The organism is Streptomyces sp. NPDC090025 (genome assembly GCF_044748125.1).
GTDB lineage: Bacteria > Actinomycetota > Actinomycetes > Streptomycetales > Streptomycetaceae > Streptomyces.
Genome location: NZ_JBIVFL010000020.1, coordinates 16,438 through 35,012 on the forward strand (window position 1 = coordinate 16,438; position 18,575 = coordinate 35,012).

An 18,575-nucleotide genomic window follows, 5' to 3' on the forward strand; every position below is an offset into this window, starting at 1 on the left:
GTGCAACCGGAGGACCCGCGGGGTCCCTCAGGCCGAAAACGCGTTCAGTGCCCGTGTGACGGTGTCGTAGAGGGCCTTGGGGTCGTCGGCGTGCATCCGGATCACGGAGACGTGGTGGGGCGCGCCGAGGAACTTCGGTGCGTTGACGGGTTCGCGCAGGTGCAGGGTGAGGGATGTCTGGGAGCCGATGGCGAGGTTGGCCTCGCCGTCCCTTTTCTCGTGGGTGAACAGGGTCTCTCGCCGGATGGACGTGATCTGGTCGAGGGGAACGAGGATGTCGGTGTGGGCTCCCTGGCGGATGCGCAGGGCGCCGTCGGCAAGCACGTGGGGCCGGGTGATCGAAGCGGCGTGGATGCCGAGGACGAACAGGACCGTGTAGACGTCGACGACCAGCATCACGGCGTGGATGACGGGTCAGTCGGCGAGCAGGAAGGACACCGCGACGGTCTCGGCCACGCACACGAACGTGAAGCCGTACATCAGGGCGGCTTGATCGCGGCCGTGCTGGAAGACGGCGTCGGCTCCCTCGACCCCGTGCCGGCGGCGGCCGACCCAGCGGACCAGACTGGCCATGAGCCGCAGCTCGTGGGTGACGAACCGCAGCACGGAGGCGGGAATCAGGTGTGTGAGCGCCTCCCGCCCGGACAGTCCGGACCTGCGCAGCCGCAGCCACACGCAGACCTCGGCGCCGAGCATGACCAGCAGGAGGACCTTCGCGCCCACGATGACCGCGCCCGGCACCGGTACGCCGGCCAGCAGGCAGATGGCGAGGGTGAGCTGAGCGGGAAGGACGACGATGCGCAGCGTCCGCTTGGCGGGGCCGCGCGCAGGGACGGAGGGCCGGTCCACGGGCACCGCCTGGATCTCGGAGGTCGTCATGAGGGTCCTTCCTGCCGCTCGGCGGCCAGCTGTATCGCGTGGCGCAGCGCCGCCGCCTGAGCCGGAGCGAGATCCGAGAGAAGTGCCTCTCCTGCGGCGCCCGGGGCGCCGTGCTGGATGTGGGTGACGAGGTCGTCGGGCATGAGTGCGGCAAGCTTCCGCGCGGTGAGGGTCACCAGCGGATCGTCCGGCCTGCTGTCGGCGAGGCGGTCCAGCAGGGCGTAGACCTGCTCCGCGTGGTCCCGCATCCCGTGCAGGCCCGCCAGCAGGGCGGTCCGGGTCTCGGCAGGGAGCACACTGTCCAGGAAGACCAGATGGTCGCGGTCCTTCGCGGCCATCGGGGACTCGGGGACCGGTCCCAGGCCCGCCAGAAGCCGGGTGAGCTCCGGCGACAGCAGGACGTCCCCGTCGAGCCGGCCGGTACGCGCCTCGGCCAGCAGAGGATGGAGCCGCATCCGGCGTTCCTGGAGAACCTTTTCCTGGCGGGCGAGATCCTGGTCGAGTTCTTCCAGGACCTCCACCAGCTCCCGGCCCTGGTCATCCTGGAGGACGTCGCGGACCTCCTCCAGGGAGAGACCGAGCTCGGTCAGACTCCTGATCCGGGCGAGCAGGACGGCCTCCCTCAGGCCGTAGTCGCGGTAGCCGTTGCCGAGCCGCACGGGTTCGGGCAGCAGGCCCTGGTGGTGGTAATGCCGCACGGCCCGCGGGGTGACCCCGACCAGTGCGGCGATCTCGCCGATTCGCATGAGCCCAGTACAAACCCGGACGTCGCGGCAAGGTCAAGCAGCTTGACCTTGCCGCGACGTCAGGGTTTTCCATGGGGAGCACGACCCCGACATCCCCAACGAACCGTCGGGACGTTGCTGCGAAAGGAAGCCGAGATGACCACCACGACCGAGAACAACATCGCTCGCATGCGCGCCGCGTACCAGGCTCTGGAGAACGGCGAGCTGGACACCACCGCCGGAATGCTCACGGAGGACTTCATCGCCAACGTTCCCGGCGCCCCGGAACCCCTCGTCGGACGTGAGATCTGGCTCCACGGCGCCCGCGGGATGAAGGAGGCGTTCCCCGACCTCACGATCAACGTCCAGGACATCTTCGGCGTCGACGACAAGGTGACCGTTCTGGTCCACTTCGAGGGCACACACCAGGGCGCGTTCCAGCAGGTCGAGGCCACCGGCAAGCGGGTCAGCTACCGCAGTGTGGAGGTCTACCGCTTCCTCGACGACAAGATCGCCGAGGAATGGGTGGCCCCCGATCTGATCAGCCTCTTCCAGCAGATCTCCCCGACCCCCACCGACCAGTGACCCCCAGACCACGGTGTGAACCGGCTGCGTTGGCAAGACCGGACGCAGTCGGCTCCTCCTCCCCTCCCCGATGGACTACGGCCTCGGGGAACATCGGTACAGCGGTTGGCGCTGAGAACGATCATGGTCGGCTAGCACACCGTCCGGAGGCCCCGCCGGGGTTCACCTCATCCACCCCGGCCGCCGGCGCCCTGCGCCCGCTGCGCGACCCGGACGCGCCCGAACCGGACGAGGACCACGACGATCCGGAGTGAGTCAGCGGCCGGCCAGAGCGCTGATCAGCGGGCGTGCCTTCGCCCTGGCCAGCCGCTTCGCTGCGGTTGAGCACGGCTGTCGGGGTGCCCGCGGTTCGTTATCGCTCACCTTGGTCACCTCCACCTTGGTCACCTTGGCGAACTCGGCCTCGAACCGCTCCCTGCCGACCTTCCCAGCGAGCGTGGTCAGGTACTTCACCTGCGCGTCCGGGACGCTTCTACTCGCACTTCGAGGCCGCCGCCCCGGTCAGGAGCAGAGTCACGAGCCGAGTGAGCCGGGGAGTGAACTCGGAAGCCGCATGGGCGAAGAGCGGGTCCTCGGCATACAGCCGGGCCAGGGATTCGGGCGGGTTCGAGGTCTGCCACTGCTGCGCCGCCATCGCGGTGGTCCCGGCGATCACGTCGACCGCTTGCCCCCGGGTCAGCCACGGCAGGGCGGTGATCAGGGCGTGGGTGATGCGGTCGACGGCGTCGAGGGCGGCGACCTTGAAGTCGCGGACCTGTTCCTGGGTCACCCCGCGTTCCAGGTTGAGCTGGGCGTGGGCGAGCAGGTCGCAGAACAGGGGGCGCTGCGCGAGGGCGGCGGCGAGGGCGGCCGCGACCGCGGGAGGGTCCGCCGGGGCTTGCAGGGTCTCCTCAACGCCGGTGGCCCAGTCCTGCCAGCCGTCCGCCGTCAGTTGGAGGAAGACCGCTTCGCGTGAGGCGAAGTAGCGCAGCACGGCTGATTTGTGGACGCCGGCCTCGGCGGCGATCTCGGTGAGAGTGACCGGCCGGACGCCGTCGCGCAGGCCCAGCGTGGCAGCGGCCTCCAGGATGTCGCGTCGGCGCTGTTCCTTGTGCTCCGGGCGGCGGGCGCGCTGGAACGGCTGCATGGTCATGAAAGCACTTTAACGCAACAGAGGTGCGTTGAATTTGCAGAGTTAGCGCACCAGTGTTTCACTAAATCGGAGGGGGTCGCATCCACCTCACCGAATGGGTCTTCCGATGTCTGCCAAGACCATCGTCATCACCGGCACCGCGAGCGGGTTCGGATACCTGGGCGTGCGCCGTTTCGCCGAAGCCGGGTGGAACGTCGTGGCCACCGTCCGCAAGGAAGCGGACCTGGACGTGCACGCCAGTATCGACAACGTCAAGACGCTCCTTCTGGATGTCGATGACGAGAACGCCGACCTGGGCTTCGGCGCCCTCGCACGGTCCCAGTTCGGCCGCCTGGACGCGCTGATCAACAACGCCGGCTACTTCCAGGGCGGCCCGCTGGAAGCCACCACGATGGACCAGGTCCACCGTCAGTTCCAGACCAACGTCTTCGGGCTGATCGCACTGAACAAGACGGTCATCCCGATCTTCCGCAAGCAGCACTCGGGCGTCATCGTCAACGTCAGCTCCATCAGCGCCGACGCGGGATTCCCGTACACCTCGGTGTACCAGGCGTCCAAGGCCGCCGTCGCCTCCCTCAGCGAGGGCCTGCACGCGGAACTCGCCGAGTTCGGCGTCCAGGTCAAGGCACTGCACCCCGGCAGCCACGAGACCAAGATCTTCAGCAAGGTCGACCGCGCCGAGAACGTACCCGAGGACTACACCGCCTCCTGGAACACCTTCGCCTCCCTGAACCTCGTCCGCTCCGACCCGGCGCTCACCGCCGAGGTGATGCTCCGCATGGTCACCGACGGCGACACCAAGAAGATCCACTACTACAGCGGCCCCGACGGCGAGGCCATCCCGCGGGTGAAGCAACTCCTGGGCCAGGACTGGTACCTGGAAGAGCTGACCGCCCGCAACCGCGGCGAGGCCACCGCCCTGTGGAACGCCCTGATGCCCACCCCCACCAAGGCGACGAACTAGCCGGCCCCCGCCCGCCCGGCCGGAAGGAAGGAAGGAAGGAAGGAAGACAGCACATGGCAGTCCAAACGGTGTACGCCTACGTCGCCTCGTACGTGAACAGCTCCACAGACGGCTCCCCGGACACGATCGGGCTGTACGCGTTCCGGCTCGATCCGCACACCGGCGCGCTGACGCCGGTGCAGGAGGTGGCCGGCGCAAGCCCGGTCTGGATCGAGGTCGCCCCTTCCCGCCGGTTCCTGTACGCCTGCTACTCGCTGCAGGGTGACCAAGCACCACGCGTCGGCGCGGTGGATGCCTTCGCGATCGACCCACGCACCGGCACCCTGGAACTCTTGAACCGGGTGTGGCTGCAGGACCGGGGCTGTGCCCACCTGGCGGTCGCCCCGGACGGACAGCACGTGGTGGTGGCGAACTACTACGGCGGTACATACGCCGTGCTCCCGGTCCAAACGGACGGCCGACTCGGCCCCGTGATTCATACGGTGCGAAACACCGGCAGTGGCCCGCACCCACGCCAGGAGTCGAGCCATCCCCACGCAGTCGTCTTCGATCCGCAGGGCCGGTTCCTCGCGACCGCCGACCTGGGCATCGACAAGGTCCAGGTCCTCCGGCTCGCCGACGGCCGCCTCGAACGCGTCAGCGAGGCGACCCTGCCGCCCGGCACCGGGCCCCGGCACCTCGCCTTCGCCCAGGACGGCAGGACCCTCTACGCGATCGGCGAACTCGACGGAAGCATCACAGCGTTCTCCTATGACGCCGCGACGGGGACGGTCCAGGAGACCCTGCAGTCCCTTGCGACCGCACCGCCCACCTACACGGGCCCGCCCAGCGGCGCCGAGATCGCCGTGCATCCGTCCGGCGATCTCCTGTACGCGTCCAACCGCGGCTCACAGACCATCACCGCCTTCCGGATCGACCGCGCAACCGGCACCCTCTCCGTCATCGACCACACCGGCCAGGGCGTGAGCGGCCCGACCAACTTCGTCATCGACCCCACCGGACGATGGCTCTACATCAACAACAGCACAGCCGACACCATCGCCCCATACGCTGTCGACCCCGAGACAGGCGCATTGAAGCCCATCGAACGGGCGACTCCCGTGCCCATTCCCCTGATGATGGCGCTGCGCTGCGGCGGCTGACACAGCAAGCGCCTCACAGCCGGAAGCGGCTTCCCACCTTCCGCACCTGTCTTCAAAGGATCGTTTGACGACAGGGCGGCGGCGCGTCCAATGAACCCGTGCAATCCGGGGACCCACGGCGGCCCGGATCCAAACAGGTTCGATGGTGATTGCTGACAGGATTTGACGACAGATAGGGCCTGATCCTCCGTACGGAAGGGCCCTTCGGTGGCGAACCTGGTCTACAAGCGGGTCTCGACCGACCAGCAGTCCACCGCCCGGCAGAATCTCGCCCTTCACGAGGCCGGCATCGAGGACCCGGTCGTCTTCGAGGAGGACCCCGGCACCTCCAGCCGCCTCAACCCCCTCCAGCGGCCGAAGTTCCGCGCGCTCCTCGACTACGCGCGGCCCGGGGACACCGTGCGCATCTCCGAGATGCTCCGCCTCGTACGCGGCACCGGCCACATCCTCGACGTGCTCGACGTCCTCCGCCGCGACCAGGTCGCCCTGCGCATCCACGACGGCGCGTTCTCCGCGATGGACCTCACCGCCCGCCACCCGCGCACCGGAGAGCTGCTGTCCACCGTGAAGTTCATGGTGCAGACCCTCGCCGCCGCCGGCGAGCTCCAGCGCGACCTCCAGAGGGAACTGACCTACGACGGACTGCGCGCCGCCGAGGCCAAGGGCAGCAAGGGCGGCCGCCGCCCCGCCGTGGCGGCCGCGAAGACCGCCGACGTACGCACCGCGTACCTGGAAGGCCACTCGATCGCCGCCCTCGCCCGCGACCACGGCGTCAGCCGCGGCGCCATCCGCACGGCCGTCGCCGACCTTCTGCCCCACCACACCGCCAACGAGGAGGACGCCCCCGCCCCGGAGCCACCGGTCACCCTCGACATGCCGGGCAAGGTCGCCGACTTCCTCCGCACCGACGAGCTGGAGCCCGCCGAGCGGGCCGCGCTCGACCAGGGCGTGACCGTACGACGCGGCCAGAGCTACACCCTGCACGTCACCGCCGTCCCGGCCGTGCACCACCGACTCCTCGCCCGCTGCCAGCCCCTCGACGGCGGCCCGGGCGCCCCGGCGGTCCCGGCCCAGCGCAAAGCCCGTCGCGAGTACGAGAACCGCGTCAGCACCCTCACGCCGAGACCATGATCGTTCTCACCGGGATTTCCTGTACCCCGACTACTCACACCCGCATCCGGACGGTCAGCGCCTTCCCGGTCGGCAGCAGCAGGACCGCGGGCAATGGAAGAGCTGGAAGTAGCGACTCTCCGAGATCGAAGCAGGTTGCAGGGGCTATGACTGAAATGCCATCCACCATGCAGATAGTCACCTTTGCAGCATGGCGGGACGATGCCCTGCACTGGGACCGTCTGGCTGATCGCCGCTAGTCACCCTGGCCGAGCTTGTGGTCCGACTGGGGAGTTACGGACTCGGGCTGACATGGAAAGCTCAGATGTTCGACGAGCAGCCGCACCCAGCGTTCGCTCGGTTCGTGGAGACTTCAGCAGACACCGGAATCCCCACCCTTGAGTTGCTGGCCATGGACGCGCCCTACATGCAGGCGGTCGATGGAGATTTCGAAGGCTACGCAGGCAACGAACTCGTACTGACGCTGAGGGAGTTCGACAGTTCCAGCTGGGATGTCCGCACAGCCGACGCGTGGGTCCTGGGCGAGATCCAGCAGAGTTACCCCGACGCCAGGCCAATGACCTCAGACGAATGGGACTCCACGAACTGAACATGGTTGTGTACGGCCTTTCGTGCTCACGGTGTCGTTGCACAGGAAGCAACCATCAGAACCCATACACAGACGTGGCCTGTGCTCAACGAGAGCGTCGCCGTCGCCCCGCTTCATCGCCATGCAGAGTGTCGTCTAACAGGCGTGGGCCTTCAGGGATACAAGCCCACCCGTCGGCACGGCTTCGGACCCGCAGCACCGCCGGCGCCCGGCACAGTCCGTGACCTTCTCGGCCCACCGTTGCTGCTCCCGGTCTGCGGCCCTGTCCGCTGCCCGCCGTGCACGGTCAGGGGGAAGCGAAGGGATCGGCTGACAGCCCGAGGCCGCCAGTTCTACGGTGTGTGATATGACCGATACGCAGCCCGACGTGCTGTCGCCCCGTGACGAAGCGCGCCTCGAACTCTCCTTTCAGGCCAGGAAGCTGGCCGGCGAGGCCGCGGCCCTGGTTCCGGTCGAGACCGACCCCAAGCCCGGCTCGTTGATCACCCAGGCGAAGGAGCTGGTGAGGCTGGCCGAGGAGCTGCTGAACGCCGCCGTCGTCGCGGAACGCGAGCGCGGGCTCTCCCCGAACAAGATCCACGAGGTTACCGGGCGCCCGCACTGGAACATGGTGGTGCTGGACTGGGCCCAGGACGGACGGCGCAACCGCAGCGGCGTACCGGGGCCGGCCCTCGCCAGGAGCCTCGACGAATGGGCGTCGCGGGAAACCCCCGGTACGGAGAACCCGGTCACCGACGGCCTGGACGCCAGCCGCTTCCCCGGCTCGGCACAGTACGAGGCGTACCAGCGCGGCCGTGTCGCCGACCTGTATGCGGCGCTCACCGACGCCCAGGAGGAACGCGGTAGGGCGTGGGACGCCCTCAACGAACTGACCGAGGAAGACCTTGACGGAGACCACGGCGTCAACGGCGTCGAACACCCGGTCAACGTGCGGGTCGTGACCACCTGCCGGAACCTGGCCGCGGTCTACCAGGAGCTGTTCCACGCCGACCCCGCCCTCGCCCACGAGTACCAGCAGCAGGCCACGACCTTCGAGGAAGTCGCGGACCGCTTCGCCACGGATGGACCGCTCGGGTAGACCGATGAAGCCGATCATCTGCCCGGGGGGCGCGGCCCTGCGGATCGTCGACGTACGACACGGCCCCCGCTCCCCCGGACCGGGGCGGCGCTGCGGCTCGGCCGAATGCCCGAGCAGCACCGTCCCCGCACGCGTCCTTCACCCGCTGCGCCGTACCGTCTGGGCACGGCATCCGACAGGACGGCCGGTCACCTTCCGGCGGTGAATGCCGTCAGGGGCCTGCTCGTAGTCGGCTTCGACGAGCGCGCAGGCCGGTGCGTACAGGTACCGGACGGTCTCGGCGTGGGCGCGGTGGATGAGCCGGGAAGCGAGAACGTTGCCGGTACCGGCGGTGGCCATGAGCGAGCTGCCGGGGGCGGTCCGGGGCACGCTCTAGTCGACGATGACGTCGTTGCAGCTCCCGGGTGCGTGGCGGGTCCGGTGGGTGAGGGCGTCCTTCCAGCGGGCGCGTTCCCTCGCGAGGCGGTCGCCGTCGGCGGGGGTCGCGAAGAGCACCTCCTGGACCTTTCCCCAGTCGTCGATGCCGATGACGTAGCGGTGTCCGGCGCTCAGCGGGTCGCGGTGCGGGCCGGTGGCCTTGAGGCCGGCGGGGGCGCGGAAGACGACCTGGTCCACCGTCGCCTCGGCGGGGAGTGTGCCCTTGAGGGTCTCCTCGATCCGGACCTTCGAGAAGACCTCGACGTTGGTCTCGTTGGGCTGCTGCCTGATCTGCCGGTCGACCGTCACGACGGCCACGTGGTCGGCGAGGCCGGCCTTGTCGCGGTCGGTGTCGTCCACGGGGACGCAGACCGCGCTCGTCGTGACGACGGCGTCCTGTGTGGCGAGTACGGCGGCGGTTCCCGACCCGGCCTGCGGGGCCCACCGCCGTATCCGCGCGCCTCCAGGTCCTGTGTCAGTACGAGATCACCCGCCGGGAGACCGTGGCCTTCCAACGCCGCCTGCACCGGGCAAAGTTCGCGCAGCAGCTGACCTTGGAGGAGTTCGACTTCACCGCCTCCTCCTAGCTCCCCGCCGCCCAGATCCGGGACCTGGCGGCCCTGAGCCGAGCTCCTCCGGCAGGTGTTTCCCCGGCGATCCCGGTACGCAGCACGAGCAGGATGCCCTGGATCACCAGCCGGTCCGGATGACGCTTCCGCCCGGGATGACGTGTGCGACGTTCGCCCTTCGGCGGTAGCGGCTCGATCACGGCCCACCGCTCGTCGTCGACGGCCCACGGGTTCCCCCGTGCCACCCCGCATCCCCGAGTCGGGAGCTGGGCGGTCCCGGACGGTGGAGGTCCGGTGGCGGCCGGACGTCCGGGAGGCGGCTCGGTTACTTGGCCAGCTTGCCGTCGGGGCGGACGGTGAACCAGGTGTTGTTCACCCCGTGGCCGCTGGTGTCGCCCGGCTTCTTGTCGCCCGTGTACCAGTACAGCGGCCAGCAGTCGAGGGTGAGCTGCTCCGTGCCGTCAGGGCGCTTGAGCGGGATGAGGAGCTTGGGGTCGATGCCCTTGACGTCCTTCTTGTCGACGAGCTTGGCCGGCTTCCAGAGTTCGAGGCAGCCGCCCTCGCAGTTGGACTTCATCGGCCACGCGGTGTCCTTGGTGAAGCGGTAGAGCGTACGGCCCTTGCCGTCGCGGACGATCGTGCCGTGCTCCTCGTCCTTCACCGTGGACAGGGCGGGGAGTGCCTTCGGCGCGGCGGCCCCGCTCGGCGGCGGCGTCTCGGCGGTACCGGCTCCCGCCCTCGCCTTCGTGCCGTCGGGCGCGGCCGCGAACCAGGTGCCGCCGACGCCGTGGCCACGGGTCTGGCGGGGCGCGGTGTCCTGTGCGTAGCGGTAGAGCGGCCAGCCCGCGAGCGTGAGCTGCAGGGAGCCGTCGGCGCGCTTCACCGAGCCGATCAGCGCCGTGTCCAGGCCGCGGCCCGCCGCGGCGTCGCCGGCGAGGACCGGAGGCCAGGCCGCAGCGCAGTCCCCCACGCAGGTCGAGGTGGGCGGGTTCGCGCTGTCCTGGTCGAAGCGGTACAGGGTGAAGCCGGCGCCGTCCGTGACGACCGGACCCAGTTCCGCGCTCTTCCAGACGCTCAGCCGCCCCGCCTTGGCGGGCTGGACCGCGTCGGCCGCCACGGCCGGGGCCTTGCCCGGCGCTGAAGCGGTCGCCGAGGTGTTGCCGCAGGCCGCCGTCGCCATGACCGCCGCGACCGTCAGGGCTACCGGGATGACCGTGATCTTGCGCATGGGAATTCCTCTTTCTTCGTGTGCGTGCTTCGTCGTCCGGTGAAAGGGGGGAGGGTCCGCTCCGGCAGCCGGGGAGGAGGCCGACCGGCTGCCGGAGCGGGGCAGGTGTTCGGGTGGGCCTTCGCCCGTGCCCCGAAGTGCGTCGCCCTGCGGCGCGTCACCGTGCACACGGCTTCCGCCACAGGGAGGTTCAACGCGGGTCGGTCTTTTTCAGGCGGGTCTGAACGGGGAGGGGCTGATCGGGCGGGCCTGATCGGGAGGGCATGACCAGACCCGTCCCATTCAGACCCGTCCCGTGCCCGCGCCCGCCGGTGTCTGTGTGGGGACGGTCACGCGGAGGCCCAGTACGCCCAGGTCCACGGTGCCGTCGGAGTCCGCGTACCAGCGCCAGTGCGCGCCCGGCACATCGCCGACGGCGAGTACGATCCAGCCGCCGCCCGCGGGCGAGGACAGGTCCGCGAGGGCGCGTGCCTCCTCCGGGGTCGGTACGTCCTGGAGCACGAGGAAGCCGGTGACCTCGCCGCTGCGCGCGGCGCCGCGCACCAGGCCGATGCCCAGTTCCTCGGAGGAGTCGAGGATCTCCTCGGGTGCCTTGCCCTGTACCTCCGCGACTCCGCGGACCCGCACCAGGCCGTTGAGGCCGGGGAGCGCTCGCGCGCTCGGGTCCACCGACACGATCACGGTGCTCTGCCGGGGCAGTTCGAGGAGCCCGCGTACCAGCGCCGCCACGGTGTCCTGGGCCACCACGAGGTCGCCGCTGATGCTGAGCGCGCCGTTGATCTGCCCGAGGTCCACCATGGCCTGCGCCCCCCGGTCGCTCACGCCGATCCGGGCGAGGTGCGGCAGGGCCAGGCCCGGACCGGCCGCCTGGTCGGCCTCGACGGCGGTGGGCAGCCCGGCGCGCTCCCAGCGGTTCGTGTCGAGCGCGGTCCACGGCGCCGGGGCCTGGTGGGCGCCCGACACCGAGGCGAGCAGCTTCGTCGGTTCGGCGAGCACGCTGTAGACGCGTACCGGCCGTTCCGTCTTCGCCTCCGCGCCTGCGGGGATCAGTTCGCGCAGTGCCTGGCGCACCACCGCCGGCGTGCGGGTGTCGGCCGCGAGCCGCCGGGCCAGCGCGGCGCGCCGTCGGCGGCGGAGTGCGAGCGCCAGGCCGCGCGGGAGCCGGGGCCGCAGCACCCGGGCGCCCCGGGCGGTCGCGGAGCCCGCCGCCCGGGCGGCCCGCCCGATGCGGCGGCGCGCGACGATCGCCACGGTCAGGGCGGCGAAGCCGCCGACGCCGCCGAGCAGCCAGGGAAGTCCGGCCCGGCTCCCGAACGAGCCGAGCGGTCCCGCCGCCCGGCCGGTGGTGGCGGGCGAGGCGCCGCTCTGCCCGGCCTTCGCCAGGGCGTCGGACGCCGCCTCGGGCAGCACGCCGAACTCCACGCCCGGCCCCTTCGCGTCCTCCGGCAGGATCAGTGCGAAGTCCGGTACGAGCTGCTCGGGGCTCACGAAGACCGAGCCGTCGGGGAGCGGGCGCCCGCTGTTGAGGACCAGCACCTCCTCGAACCGGTTGCCGTCGCCGAGCGTGCGGCGCGCGATCTCGAACAGGCTCTCCCGCTGACCCCCGTTGTCCTTCGGTGACTTGATCACGTAGTACTTCGTCAGCTCCTCGGCGCCCGCGGTCCGGGGCAGCCGGGCTTGCGCGGAGGCGAGGGCCGCGACGGACGCCCGGGCCCGTACGGAGTCCGCCGCGTGCGCCGGTACGGGCAGCGCCAGCGCCGTCACGGCCGCGAGACCGCACAGGGCCGTCGCCCGTGCCGTGGTGCGCCGCGGCGTCGTCCGCCGCGCGTCGTTCGTGGTCCTCGGGGCGTCGCGCATCTTTCTCGTCCTCCTCCGTCAGGGGCCTGGTGACGCGCACCGCTGGTCGCGTCGGCCGTCAAACGCGCCTGAACGCGGGTCGGTTCAAACGAGCTGAACCGAATCGCGGCAGGTCTCGTGAGGAGGTGCCGAACAGGCTCGTATCCGGAAGGGGTTGGGGAGATGGCGCGTCGGCACACCACGGGCTGGGAGGTCCTGGGCTTCGGGGAGGACCCCACTCCGGGAAACCCCGAGGCGATCAGGACGCTGGCGGGGACGTACCGGGAGCTGGGCGACGGGGCGGGCGAGGCCGTCGACCTGCTGCGCGACGACGGGGCGATCCGCCGGGGCAAGGGCCAGGCGATGGACGCCCTGAAGGCGCGGGTCGGCAGGGACCTGCCGGGGCTCCTGGAGAAGACCAGGGACTCCTTCCGGACGGCCGCGAGCGCGTACGACGAGTACGCCACCACCCTGACCGAGGCCCAGTCGATGCTGGACCGGGCGATCGACCAGGGGCAGGAGGTGGCCGGGACGGCGGGCGCGGAGGTGCCGGCGCTCGCCCCCGACGCGACGCCGGAACAGGCCGAGGCCCGGCAGGAGCGGCAGGGCGAGGTGGACGCGGCGAGGGAGCAGTTGTCGGCGGCCGTGGCACTCGGCCGTGACGCGCGGAGCCTGCGGGAGGAAGGGTCCCGGAAGGCGTCCGTCATCCTCGACGACGCCGCCGAGCAGGCCATTCCGGCACGGGACTGGGTGAAGGCGTTCGGCGACTTCCTCGCGGACAACCCGCTGGTGGAGATCATCGCGGGCATCCTCGTCGCGATCGTCGCGGTGTTCCTGCCGGTCGTCGGCCTCATCCTGGGCGCGGTGCTGTTCGCGGTGTCGGTGATCCGCATGGTGTCGCAGGGGAAGATCGATGCCGGGGACATCATCATCGGCCTGCTCACGCTGGTGCCCGGCGGGGTGCTGCTCGGCGGGCTCGGGAAGGTCGCCTCGGTGGTGGGGAAACTGGCCAAGTTCGCGCCGTTCCTGGCCAAGGTGGGCAAGGGGATCGGGACGACCTCCGCGGCGGTCACGGCCGCCCTGAAGAGCTCGACGTTCGCCCGCAAGATCATCGATCCGCTGGGCAAGGGGCTCGTCGGGCTGAAGACGGCGCCCGCGCTCGCCCTCGGCGCCAAGTTCACGATCGACGCGGGCACCGAGTTCGCCTTGGGCTTCGTCGCGAGCGGCCTGACGGCGCTGTTCGACGGGAAGAAGTTCGACGCCGCGTCGGCGGCCAAGGGCGCGGCGCTCGGCGCGGCCACGGCGGGCACGCTCACGCTCTTCGGCGGCACGAAGTTCGCCAACAGCATCAAGGACGCCTTCGTCACGAAGGGCAAGTTCAAGAGCAACATGGGCAAGGCGTTCTCCCTGGAGAGCCTCGGCGTCTCCAACGGGCAGTTCAAGCCGGGCAACGTCCTGTTCGTCGACACCAAGGGGATGGGGCAGAAGACCGGTTTCCACGGCATCAACGGGACCACCAAGTCCGACCCGTCCACGGGCGAGGTGAAGACGAAGGTCACGACACCGGACGGGACCAAGACCGAGACGAAGACGACCCCGCCCGCGCCGAAGCCCGCCGACGCCCCGCCCGCCGACGACCTCCCCTTCGCGCCGCCGGCCGCCGACACGACGACGACCACGACGACGACGCCGGACGGCTTCACCTCGACGACCGCGGACGGCACGAACACCATCGCGAGCCCGGCCGGGGACACCATCACCTCGAACGGCACCTCGACGACGGTGTCCACCCCGATCGAGGGCCCGACCTTCAAGGAGAAGGCCGCCGGTGTCTTCGGCGGCGAGTTCGCGCCGGCCCCCTCGGCGAAGCCCGCGCTCTCCACGGAGCTGGGCCCCGGCGGCACGTTCTCGACCTCGGGTCCCTTCGGCGGCGTCTCGAAGGACGTCACGGGCGCGACGACGTTCACCTCACCCGGCGACGGCGCCCCCACGCCGGAGTTCACCGTGAACAACAACACGGTCACCACGCCGACCGGCCTGACCGTGACGGAGAACGGCGGCTCCACGTCGGTCGGGGGCGGCGGCGTCCACGTCGACAACGGCAACGGCGCCACCTCGGTCTTCGGCAACCCGGCGGGCGGCGGGCAGCCGGTGGCGGTCCACCACCCGGCCGACGGCTCCGTCGACGTCAACTTCGGCAACACCACGGTCAACGTGCCCTCGGGTCCCTTCGGCGGGGGCGTCACCCTCCCGGACGGGACGCAGGTCTCCGTGGCCGCGGACGGCGGAGTGAACGTCGCCAACGGCGACGGCGGCGGCGGCGGCCAGACCGTCACCCTGCCCCCGCAGGGCGCGGGCGGCCCGCTGACCGTCACCGACGGCAACGTCACCACCAGCATCCCCCCGGCGGGCGGTGCCACCATCACCACCCCCGGCGGCCCCGTCACCAGCCTCGGCGACACCGGCTTCACCGTCGGCACCGGAGGGCCTCGCCCCGACGTCGTCCAGTTCAACGGCCCCGGCGGCACCCTCGACGTGACCCCGGCGGGCGGTCAGCCGCAGGTGTCGGTCGGTCCCGGCGGCGGTCTGACGACGGGCGGCATCACGACCGACGGTGCCGGTGGCGGCACGGCCACCGGCGGGGTCGGCACGATCACCTTCTCCCCGGCCGATCTCACGCTCGGGACGCCGGACGGCACGTCGCTGACGGTCACCCCGCAGGGCCGCTTCGACCTGAACCCGTCCGGCGGCGGGCCGCCCGTCTCGGTCGGCGCGAACGGCGACATCACGGTGGGTGCCCCGGGCGCCGCCGGAGCCGTCTTCACCACCCCGGACGGAGGCTCGGTCGCCACCGCACCGGGCGGCGGCCTCGTCGTGACCCCGGCGGGCGGTCAGCCGCAGGTGACGGTCGGTCCCGGCGGCGGTCTGACGACGGGCGGCATCACGACCGACGGTGCCGGTGGCGGCACGGCCACCGGCAGCGGCGGGACGATCGCCTTCTCCCCGCTGGAGATCACCTTCAGCACGCCGGAGGGGGGCTCGCTCTCCCTCAATCCCAACGGGAAGTTCACCGTCGACGGCATCAGCCACGGCGCCGACGGCGTCACCATCGCCGGTTCCACCACGGTCGACCCGGACGGATCGGCGAGCATCGCGCACGGCGGCCAGGAGATCCACATCTCCCCCGACGGCACCCTCACCGCCACCGACGCCCAGGGCGCCCCGGTGGCACCCGCGGTGCCCCGGCCGACCCCCGGCAACCCCGTGGACATCGGCAACACCACCCTCTCCGTCGACGGCACCGGCGCCCACACCGTCACCGTCCACGGGAACAACGGCACCACCGTCGCCGTCGGCCAGGGCACCACGACGGTCAACTCCGGCCCCATCCAGGCGAGTCACGGCCCGAACGGCGTGACCGGCACGGTCGGCGGCGGCCCGAACCCGGTGCAGGTGCACCAGGCCCCGGGCGGCGTCACGACCGTCGGCCAGGGCGGCACCTCCGTCACCACGAGCCCCGGCGGACCCACCACGGCGGGCCCCCAGGGACAGCCCGCCGCCGTCACCGTCGACGGACCCACCGGCACCGCCCCCGCACAGGTCACCACCGCCGACGGCAGCACCACCGGTGTCCACGCCGACGGCACCGTCACCAAGTCGGCGCCCGCCGGACCCGGCAGCCAGACCGTCACGGCGGGCGGTGCGGCCGACGGCACCACGGTGACGGTCGACGCCGCCGGTACGAGCGTCACCTCGGGGCCCCTCCAGGCGGGACACGGCCCCCACGGCACCACCGGCTCCGTGGGCACCCTCAACCCCGTCCACGCCGACCAGACCCCGGGCGGAGCCACCACGGTCAGCCAGGGCGGCACCTCCGTCACCACGAGCGCCGACGGGCCCACCACGGCCGGGCAGCAGGGACAGCCCCCGTCCGTCACCGTCGCCCCGGCCACCGCCGACGGCCCCACCCAGGTCACCACCTCCGGCGGCAGCACCTCCACCCTCACCGCGGACGGCGCCCAGACGTCCGTCGGCGGCAACGGCGTCGCGGGCGCCACCGTCCACCAGGACGGCAGCGTCACCACCCAGGCCCCGGCGGGCCCCCACACCACCGTCACCCACGGGCCGAACGGCACGGCCGCCACCGACCACGGCGGTACCTTCGGCGTCGACCACACCGGCACCGCCACCAGCGGCCCCGTCACCGTCACCGCCGGGACAGGCGCGGGCAACGCCCCCGTCGCCACGCTCACCGACACCACCGCGGGCGGAGCCCAGGCCGCCGTCGGCACGCACGGCATCGACAGCCAGGGCGTCACGACCACCACGGGCCCGGGCGGCGCGGCCACCTTCACCCACCAGCCCGCGGGCGGCGGCACCACCACCGTCACCTCCGGGCCCGACGGGACGATCGGCACGCGAAACCCCGACGGCTCCGGCGTCCAGATCCCGCCCCGCCCCGCACCCGCGCCCGGCGGCATCGGCCCCGTGGGCGCACCGGCACCCACCACGGTCACCAACGGCAACGGCGCCACGCTCAGCACGGACGGCCAGACCACCACGTACGAGTCGAACGGCGTCACGACCACCCTCGGCAACGACGGCAACGGCCCGGTCACCACCACGGTCCACCACGAGTCCGGCGTCGGCCACACCGTCGACGGCAACGGGCAGCTGAGCGTCCACAACTCGCCGAGCGACGCCGACATCACCGCGACCCACACCCAGGTGACGGTGAACACCCCGCAGCAGGAGGGCTGGGGCCTGTTCGGCTCCCCGGAGATGACCGGCGGCCAGAACACCCTGGCCAACGGGCCGAACGGTCCCACCGTCACCACGCACGGCGCCGATCCGGTGTCCGAGCCCGGCAGCACCGTCGTCCACGGGCCGAACCCGGGGGGTCCCGAAGGCGAGTTCGCCGTCACGTACGGACCCGCCACCGGTACGTTCGCCCCCGGCGGCACCACCGGCCTCGGCCCCTCCGGCACCCACCTCGACCCCACCACCGGCGCCCCGATCGACACCGCGGGCAACCCCCTCGGCAACGGCCCCGGCCAGACCTCCGTCAGCACCGTGGGCGGCGACGGCAACAGCGGCATCACCGTGCCCACGCCGGGCGGCGGCCCCACCCTGCACCATGACGGCTTCTACGGCGGCGCCACCACCGTGGGCACGGGCACCACCACCGTCACCAAGAGCCCGGGAGACGTGGAGAACGCCGGCACGGCGGGCCAGAAGTCGGGCGTCCTCGACGGCCCCCACAACCCGCTCGACCCGGCCCCCGCCCCGGGCCCGGAGACCTTCACCGTCGGAGGCAACGGCGACGGCAACCCCGGCCCGAGCGTGGACGTCCCGGTCGGCGGCGCGGGCGGCAGCACCGTCCACGGCGGCCCCTTCGACGTGAAGGCGACCGGCGGCGGCACCTTCGAGGTCTCCGTCGCGGGCGGCGGCACCGGCCCCCACGACAAGGTCTCCGTCGGCCCGGACGGCACCCTCGGCGGGCCGGGCGTGGCCGCGCCGGCCCAGCCCGGCGGCCCCCAGCAGGCCACCCTCAGCGACGGCACCACGGTCACCGGCGGAGCGGGCACCCAGCCCGTCGTCACCCCGCCCGGCGGCGCAGGACCGACCACCACCCTCAACAACGGCACCGCCACCACCACCGACCCGGCCGGCGGCGTGACCGTCACCCAGAACCCCGACGGAACCGCGACCTTCACCGGCAACGCCGGGGGCGAGACCACCACGTTCACCGTCACCCCGGACGGCGTCACGGGCACCGTCACCGTCACCGGCCCGGGCGGCCAGCCCACCACGTTCCACGTCGACCTGAAGAACAACGGCGCCGTCGAGGTCACCGGCGCCGACGGCACCACCCTCACCAAGCTCGACGCGGCCGGTTCGTACAACGAACAGCACACGCCGATCCACGACTACCACGCGAACACCGGCGCCCCCACCTCGGTCACCGACCTCCACGAATACGGCTACGAAGCCCTCACGAGCATCCTCAAGGGCGCCGTCGGCCAGGCCGTGAGCGTCGGCTACGAGGTCGGCGCCAACGGCGCCGACCTCCAGACCACGCTGGAGAACGCCGGCATCAAACTCGGCTACGGCGTCGGCAACTCCCTGGCCGGAAAGAAGATCGAGAACGACTACGGCTTCAAGACCAAGGGCCCCGAGGTCCCCCTCGCCTCCCTGCCCCAGAAGACCCTGGGAGCTCTCAACGCCAACCAGGACACCGCGCTGGCGAATCCGCCCGAAGAAGCCCCCATCAAGGTTTGAACCGAACCCCCCGACCCT

The 18,575-nt window shown here is 71.5% G+C and carries 16 protein-coding genes and 1 pseudogene; 7 read left to right on the top strand and 10 right to left on the bottom strand.

Going from position 1 to position 18,575, the window contains the following annotated elements:
• Positions 1–27: 27 nt before the first annotated feature.
• From ACIPXM_RS32265 to ACIPXM_RS32275, 3 genes are read right to left on the bottom strand one after another with little or no spacing between them, the layout of a single operon-like run.
• Positions 28–396 carry a hypothetical protein gene (locus ACIPXM_RS32265; RefSeq protein WP_401662871.1) on the bottom strand — a complete coding sequence of 123 codons (369 nt, stop codon included), beginning with the start codon at positions 394–396 and terminating at the stop codon, positions 28–30.
• Positions 397–414: 18 nt separating this feature from the next.
• Positions 415–879, bottom strand: coding sequence for a hypothetical protein (locus tag ACIPXM_RS32270; protein ID WP_401662873.1), 465 nt, complete (start codon positions 877–879; stop codon positions 415–417).
• Positions 876–1,625: a MerR family transcriptional regulator gene (locus tag ACIPXM_RS32275; RefSeq protein WP_401662875.1), complete on the bottom strand. Its 750-nt coding sequence runs from the start codon at positions 1,623–1,625 to the stop codon at positions 876–878. Before ACIPXM_RS32275 ends, ACIPXM_RS32270 begins: the two co-directional genes overlap by 4 nt.
• Positions 1,626–1,760: 135 nt before the next feature.
• Between ACIPXM_RS32275 and ACIPXM_RS32280 the strand changes: the two genes are divergently transcribed.
• Entirely contained in the window at positions 1,761–2,189 is a 429-nt protein-coding gene (locus tag ACIPXM_RS32280; protein ID WP_401662877.1) for an ester cyclase, read from the top strand.
• A 255-nt stretch (positions 2,190–2,444) separates the two neighbouring features.
• Here the strand turns inward: ACIPXM_RS32280 and ACIPXM_RS32285 are convergent, their stop codons facing one another.
• The gene (locus tag ACIPXM_RS32285) at positions 2,445–2,642 is read right to left on the bottom strand and encodes a hypothetical protein (RefSeq protein ID WP_401662879.1); all 198 of its coding nucleotides are present in this window, start codon (positions 2,640–2,642) and stop codon (positions 2,445–2,447) included.
• Positions 2,643–2,661: 19 nt separating this feature from the next.
• The gene (locus tag ACIPXM_RS32290) at positions 2,662–3,321 is read right to left on the bottom strand and encodes a TetR family transcriptional regulator (RefSeq protein WP_401662881.1); all 660 of its coding nucleotides are present in this window, start codon (positions 3,319–3,321) and stop codon (positions 2,662–2,664) included.
• A gap of 106 nt (positions 3,322–3,427) precedes the next feature.
• Between ACIPXM_RS32290 and ACIPXM_RS32295 the strand changes: the two genes are divergently transcribed.
• From ACIPXM_RS32295 to ACIPXM_RS32315, 5 genes are all read left to right on the top strand, one after another.
• A complete protein-coding gene (locus tag ACIPXM_RS32295) occupies positions 3,428–4,285 on the top strand; it encodes an SDR family oxidoreductase (RefSeq protein ID WP_401662883.1) in 858 nt (285 codons plus the stop codon).
• Positions 4,286–4,338: 53 nt separating this feature from the next.
• A complete protein-coding gene (locus tag ACIPXM_RS32300; RefSeq protein WP_401662885.1) occupies positions 4,339–5,427 on the top strand; it encodes a lactonase family protein in 1,089 nt (362 codons plus the stop codon).
• Positions 5,428–5,634: 207 nt separating this feature from the next.
• On the top strand, positions 5,635–6,558 hold the full coding sequence (locus ACIPXM_RS32305; protein ID WP_401662887.1) for a recombinase family protein: 924 nt from the start codon (positions 5,635–5,637) through the stop codon (positions 6,556–6,558).
• 304 nt (positions 6,559–6,862) lie between these two features.
• A complete protein-coding gene (locus tag ACIPXM_RS32310; protein WP_401662889.1) occupies positions 6,863–7,147 on the top strand; it encodes a hypothetical protein in 285 nt (94 codons plus the stop codon).
• A gap of 346 nt (positions 7,148–7,493) precedes the next feature.
• Positions 7,494–8,225, top strand: coding sequence for a hypothetical protein (locus ACIPXM_RS32315; RefSeq protein WP_401662891.1), 732 nt, complete (start codon positions 7,494–7,496; stop codon positions 8,223–8,225).
• 138 nt (positions 8,226–8,363) lie between these two features.
• On the opposite strand, the gene ACIPXM_RS32320 is transcribed toward ACIPXM_RS32315, so the two are convergent.
• From ACIPXM_RS32320 to ACIPXM_RS32340, 5 genes and pseudogenes are all read right to left on the bottom strand, one after another.
• Positions 8,364–8,594: a hypothetical protein gene (locus ACIPXM_RS32320; protein ID WP_401662893.1), complete on the bottom strand. Its 231-nt coding sequence runs from the start codon at positions 8,592–8,594 to the stop codon at positions 8,364–8,366.
• Between the two features lie 3 nt (positions 8,595–8,597).
• On the bottom strand, positions 8,598–9,002 hold the full coding sequence (locus ACIPXM_RS32325) for a hypothetical protein (protein ID WP_401662895.1): 405 nt from the start codon (positions 9,000–9,002) through the stop codon (positions 8,598–8,600).
• A gap of 231 nt (positions 9,003–9,233) precedes the next feature.
• Positions 9,234–9,456: pseudogene (locus tag ACIPXM_RS32330) on the bottom strand (transposase); the annotation flags it as partial.
• An 80-nt stretch (positions 9,457–9,536) separates the two neighbouring features.
• On the bottom strand, positions 9,537–10,439 hold the full coding sequence (locus ACIPXM_RS32335; RefSeq protein ID WP_401662897.1) for an SCO0930 family lipoprotein: 903 nt from the start codon (positions 10,437–10,439) through the stop codon (positions 9,537–9,539).
• 282 nt (positions 10,440–10,721) lie between these two features.
• Positions 10,722–12,296: a hypothetical protein gene (locus tag ACIPXM_RS32340; RefSeq protein WP_401662899.1), complete on the bottom strand. Its 1,575-nt coding sequence runs from the start codon at positions 12,294–12,296 to the stop codon at positions 10,722–10,724.
• A 162-nt stretch (positions 12,297–12,458) separates the two neighbouring features.
• On the opposite strand from ACIPXM_RS32340, the gene ACIPXM_RS32345 reads away from it, so the two are divergent.
• Positions 12,459–18,557 carry a hypothetical protein gene (locus ACIPXM_RS32345; protein ID WP_401662901.1) on the top strand — a complete coding sequence of 2,033 codons (6,099 nt, stop codon included), beginning with the start codon at positions 12,459–12,461 and terminating at the stop codon, positions 18,555–18,557.
• The last annotated feature ends 18 nt before the right edge of the window (positions 18,558–18,575 follow it).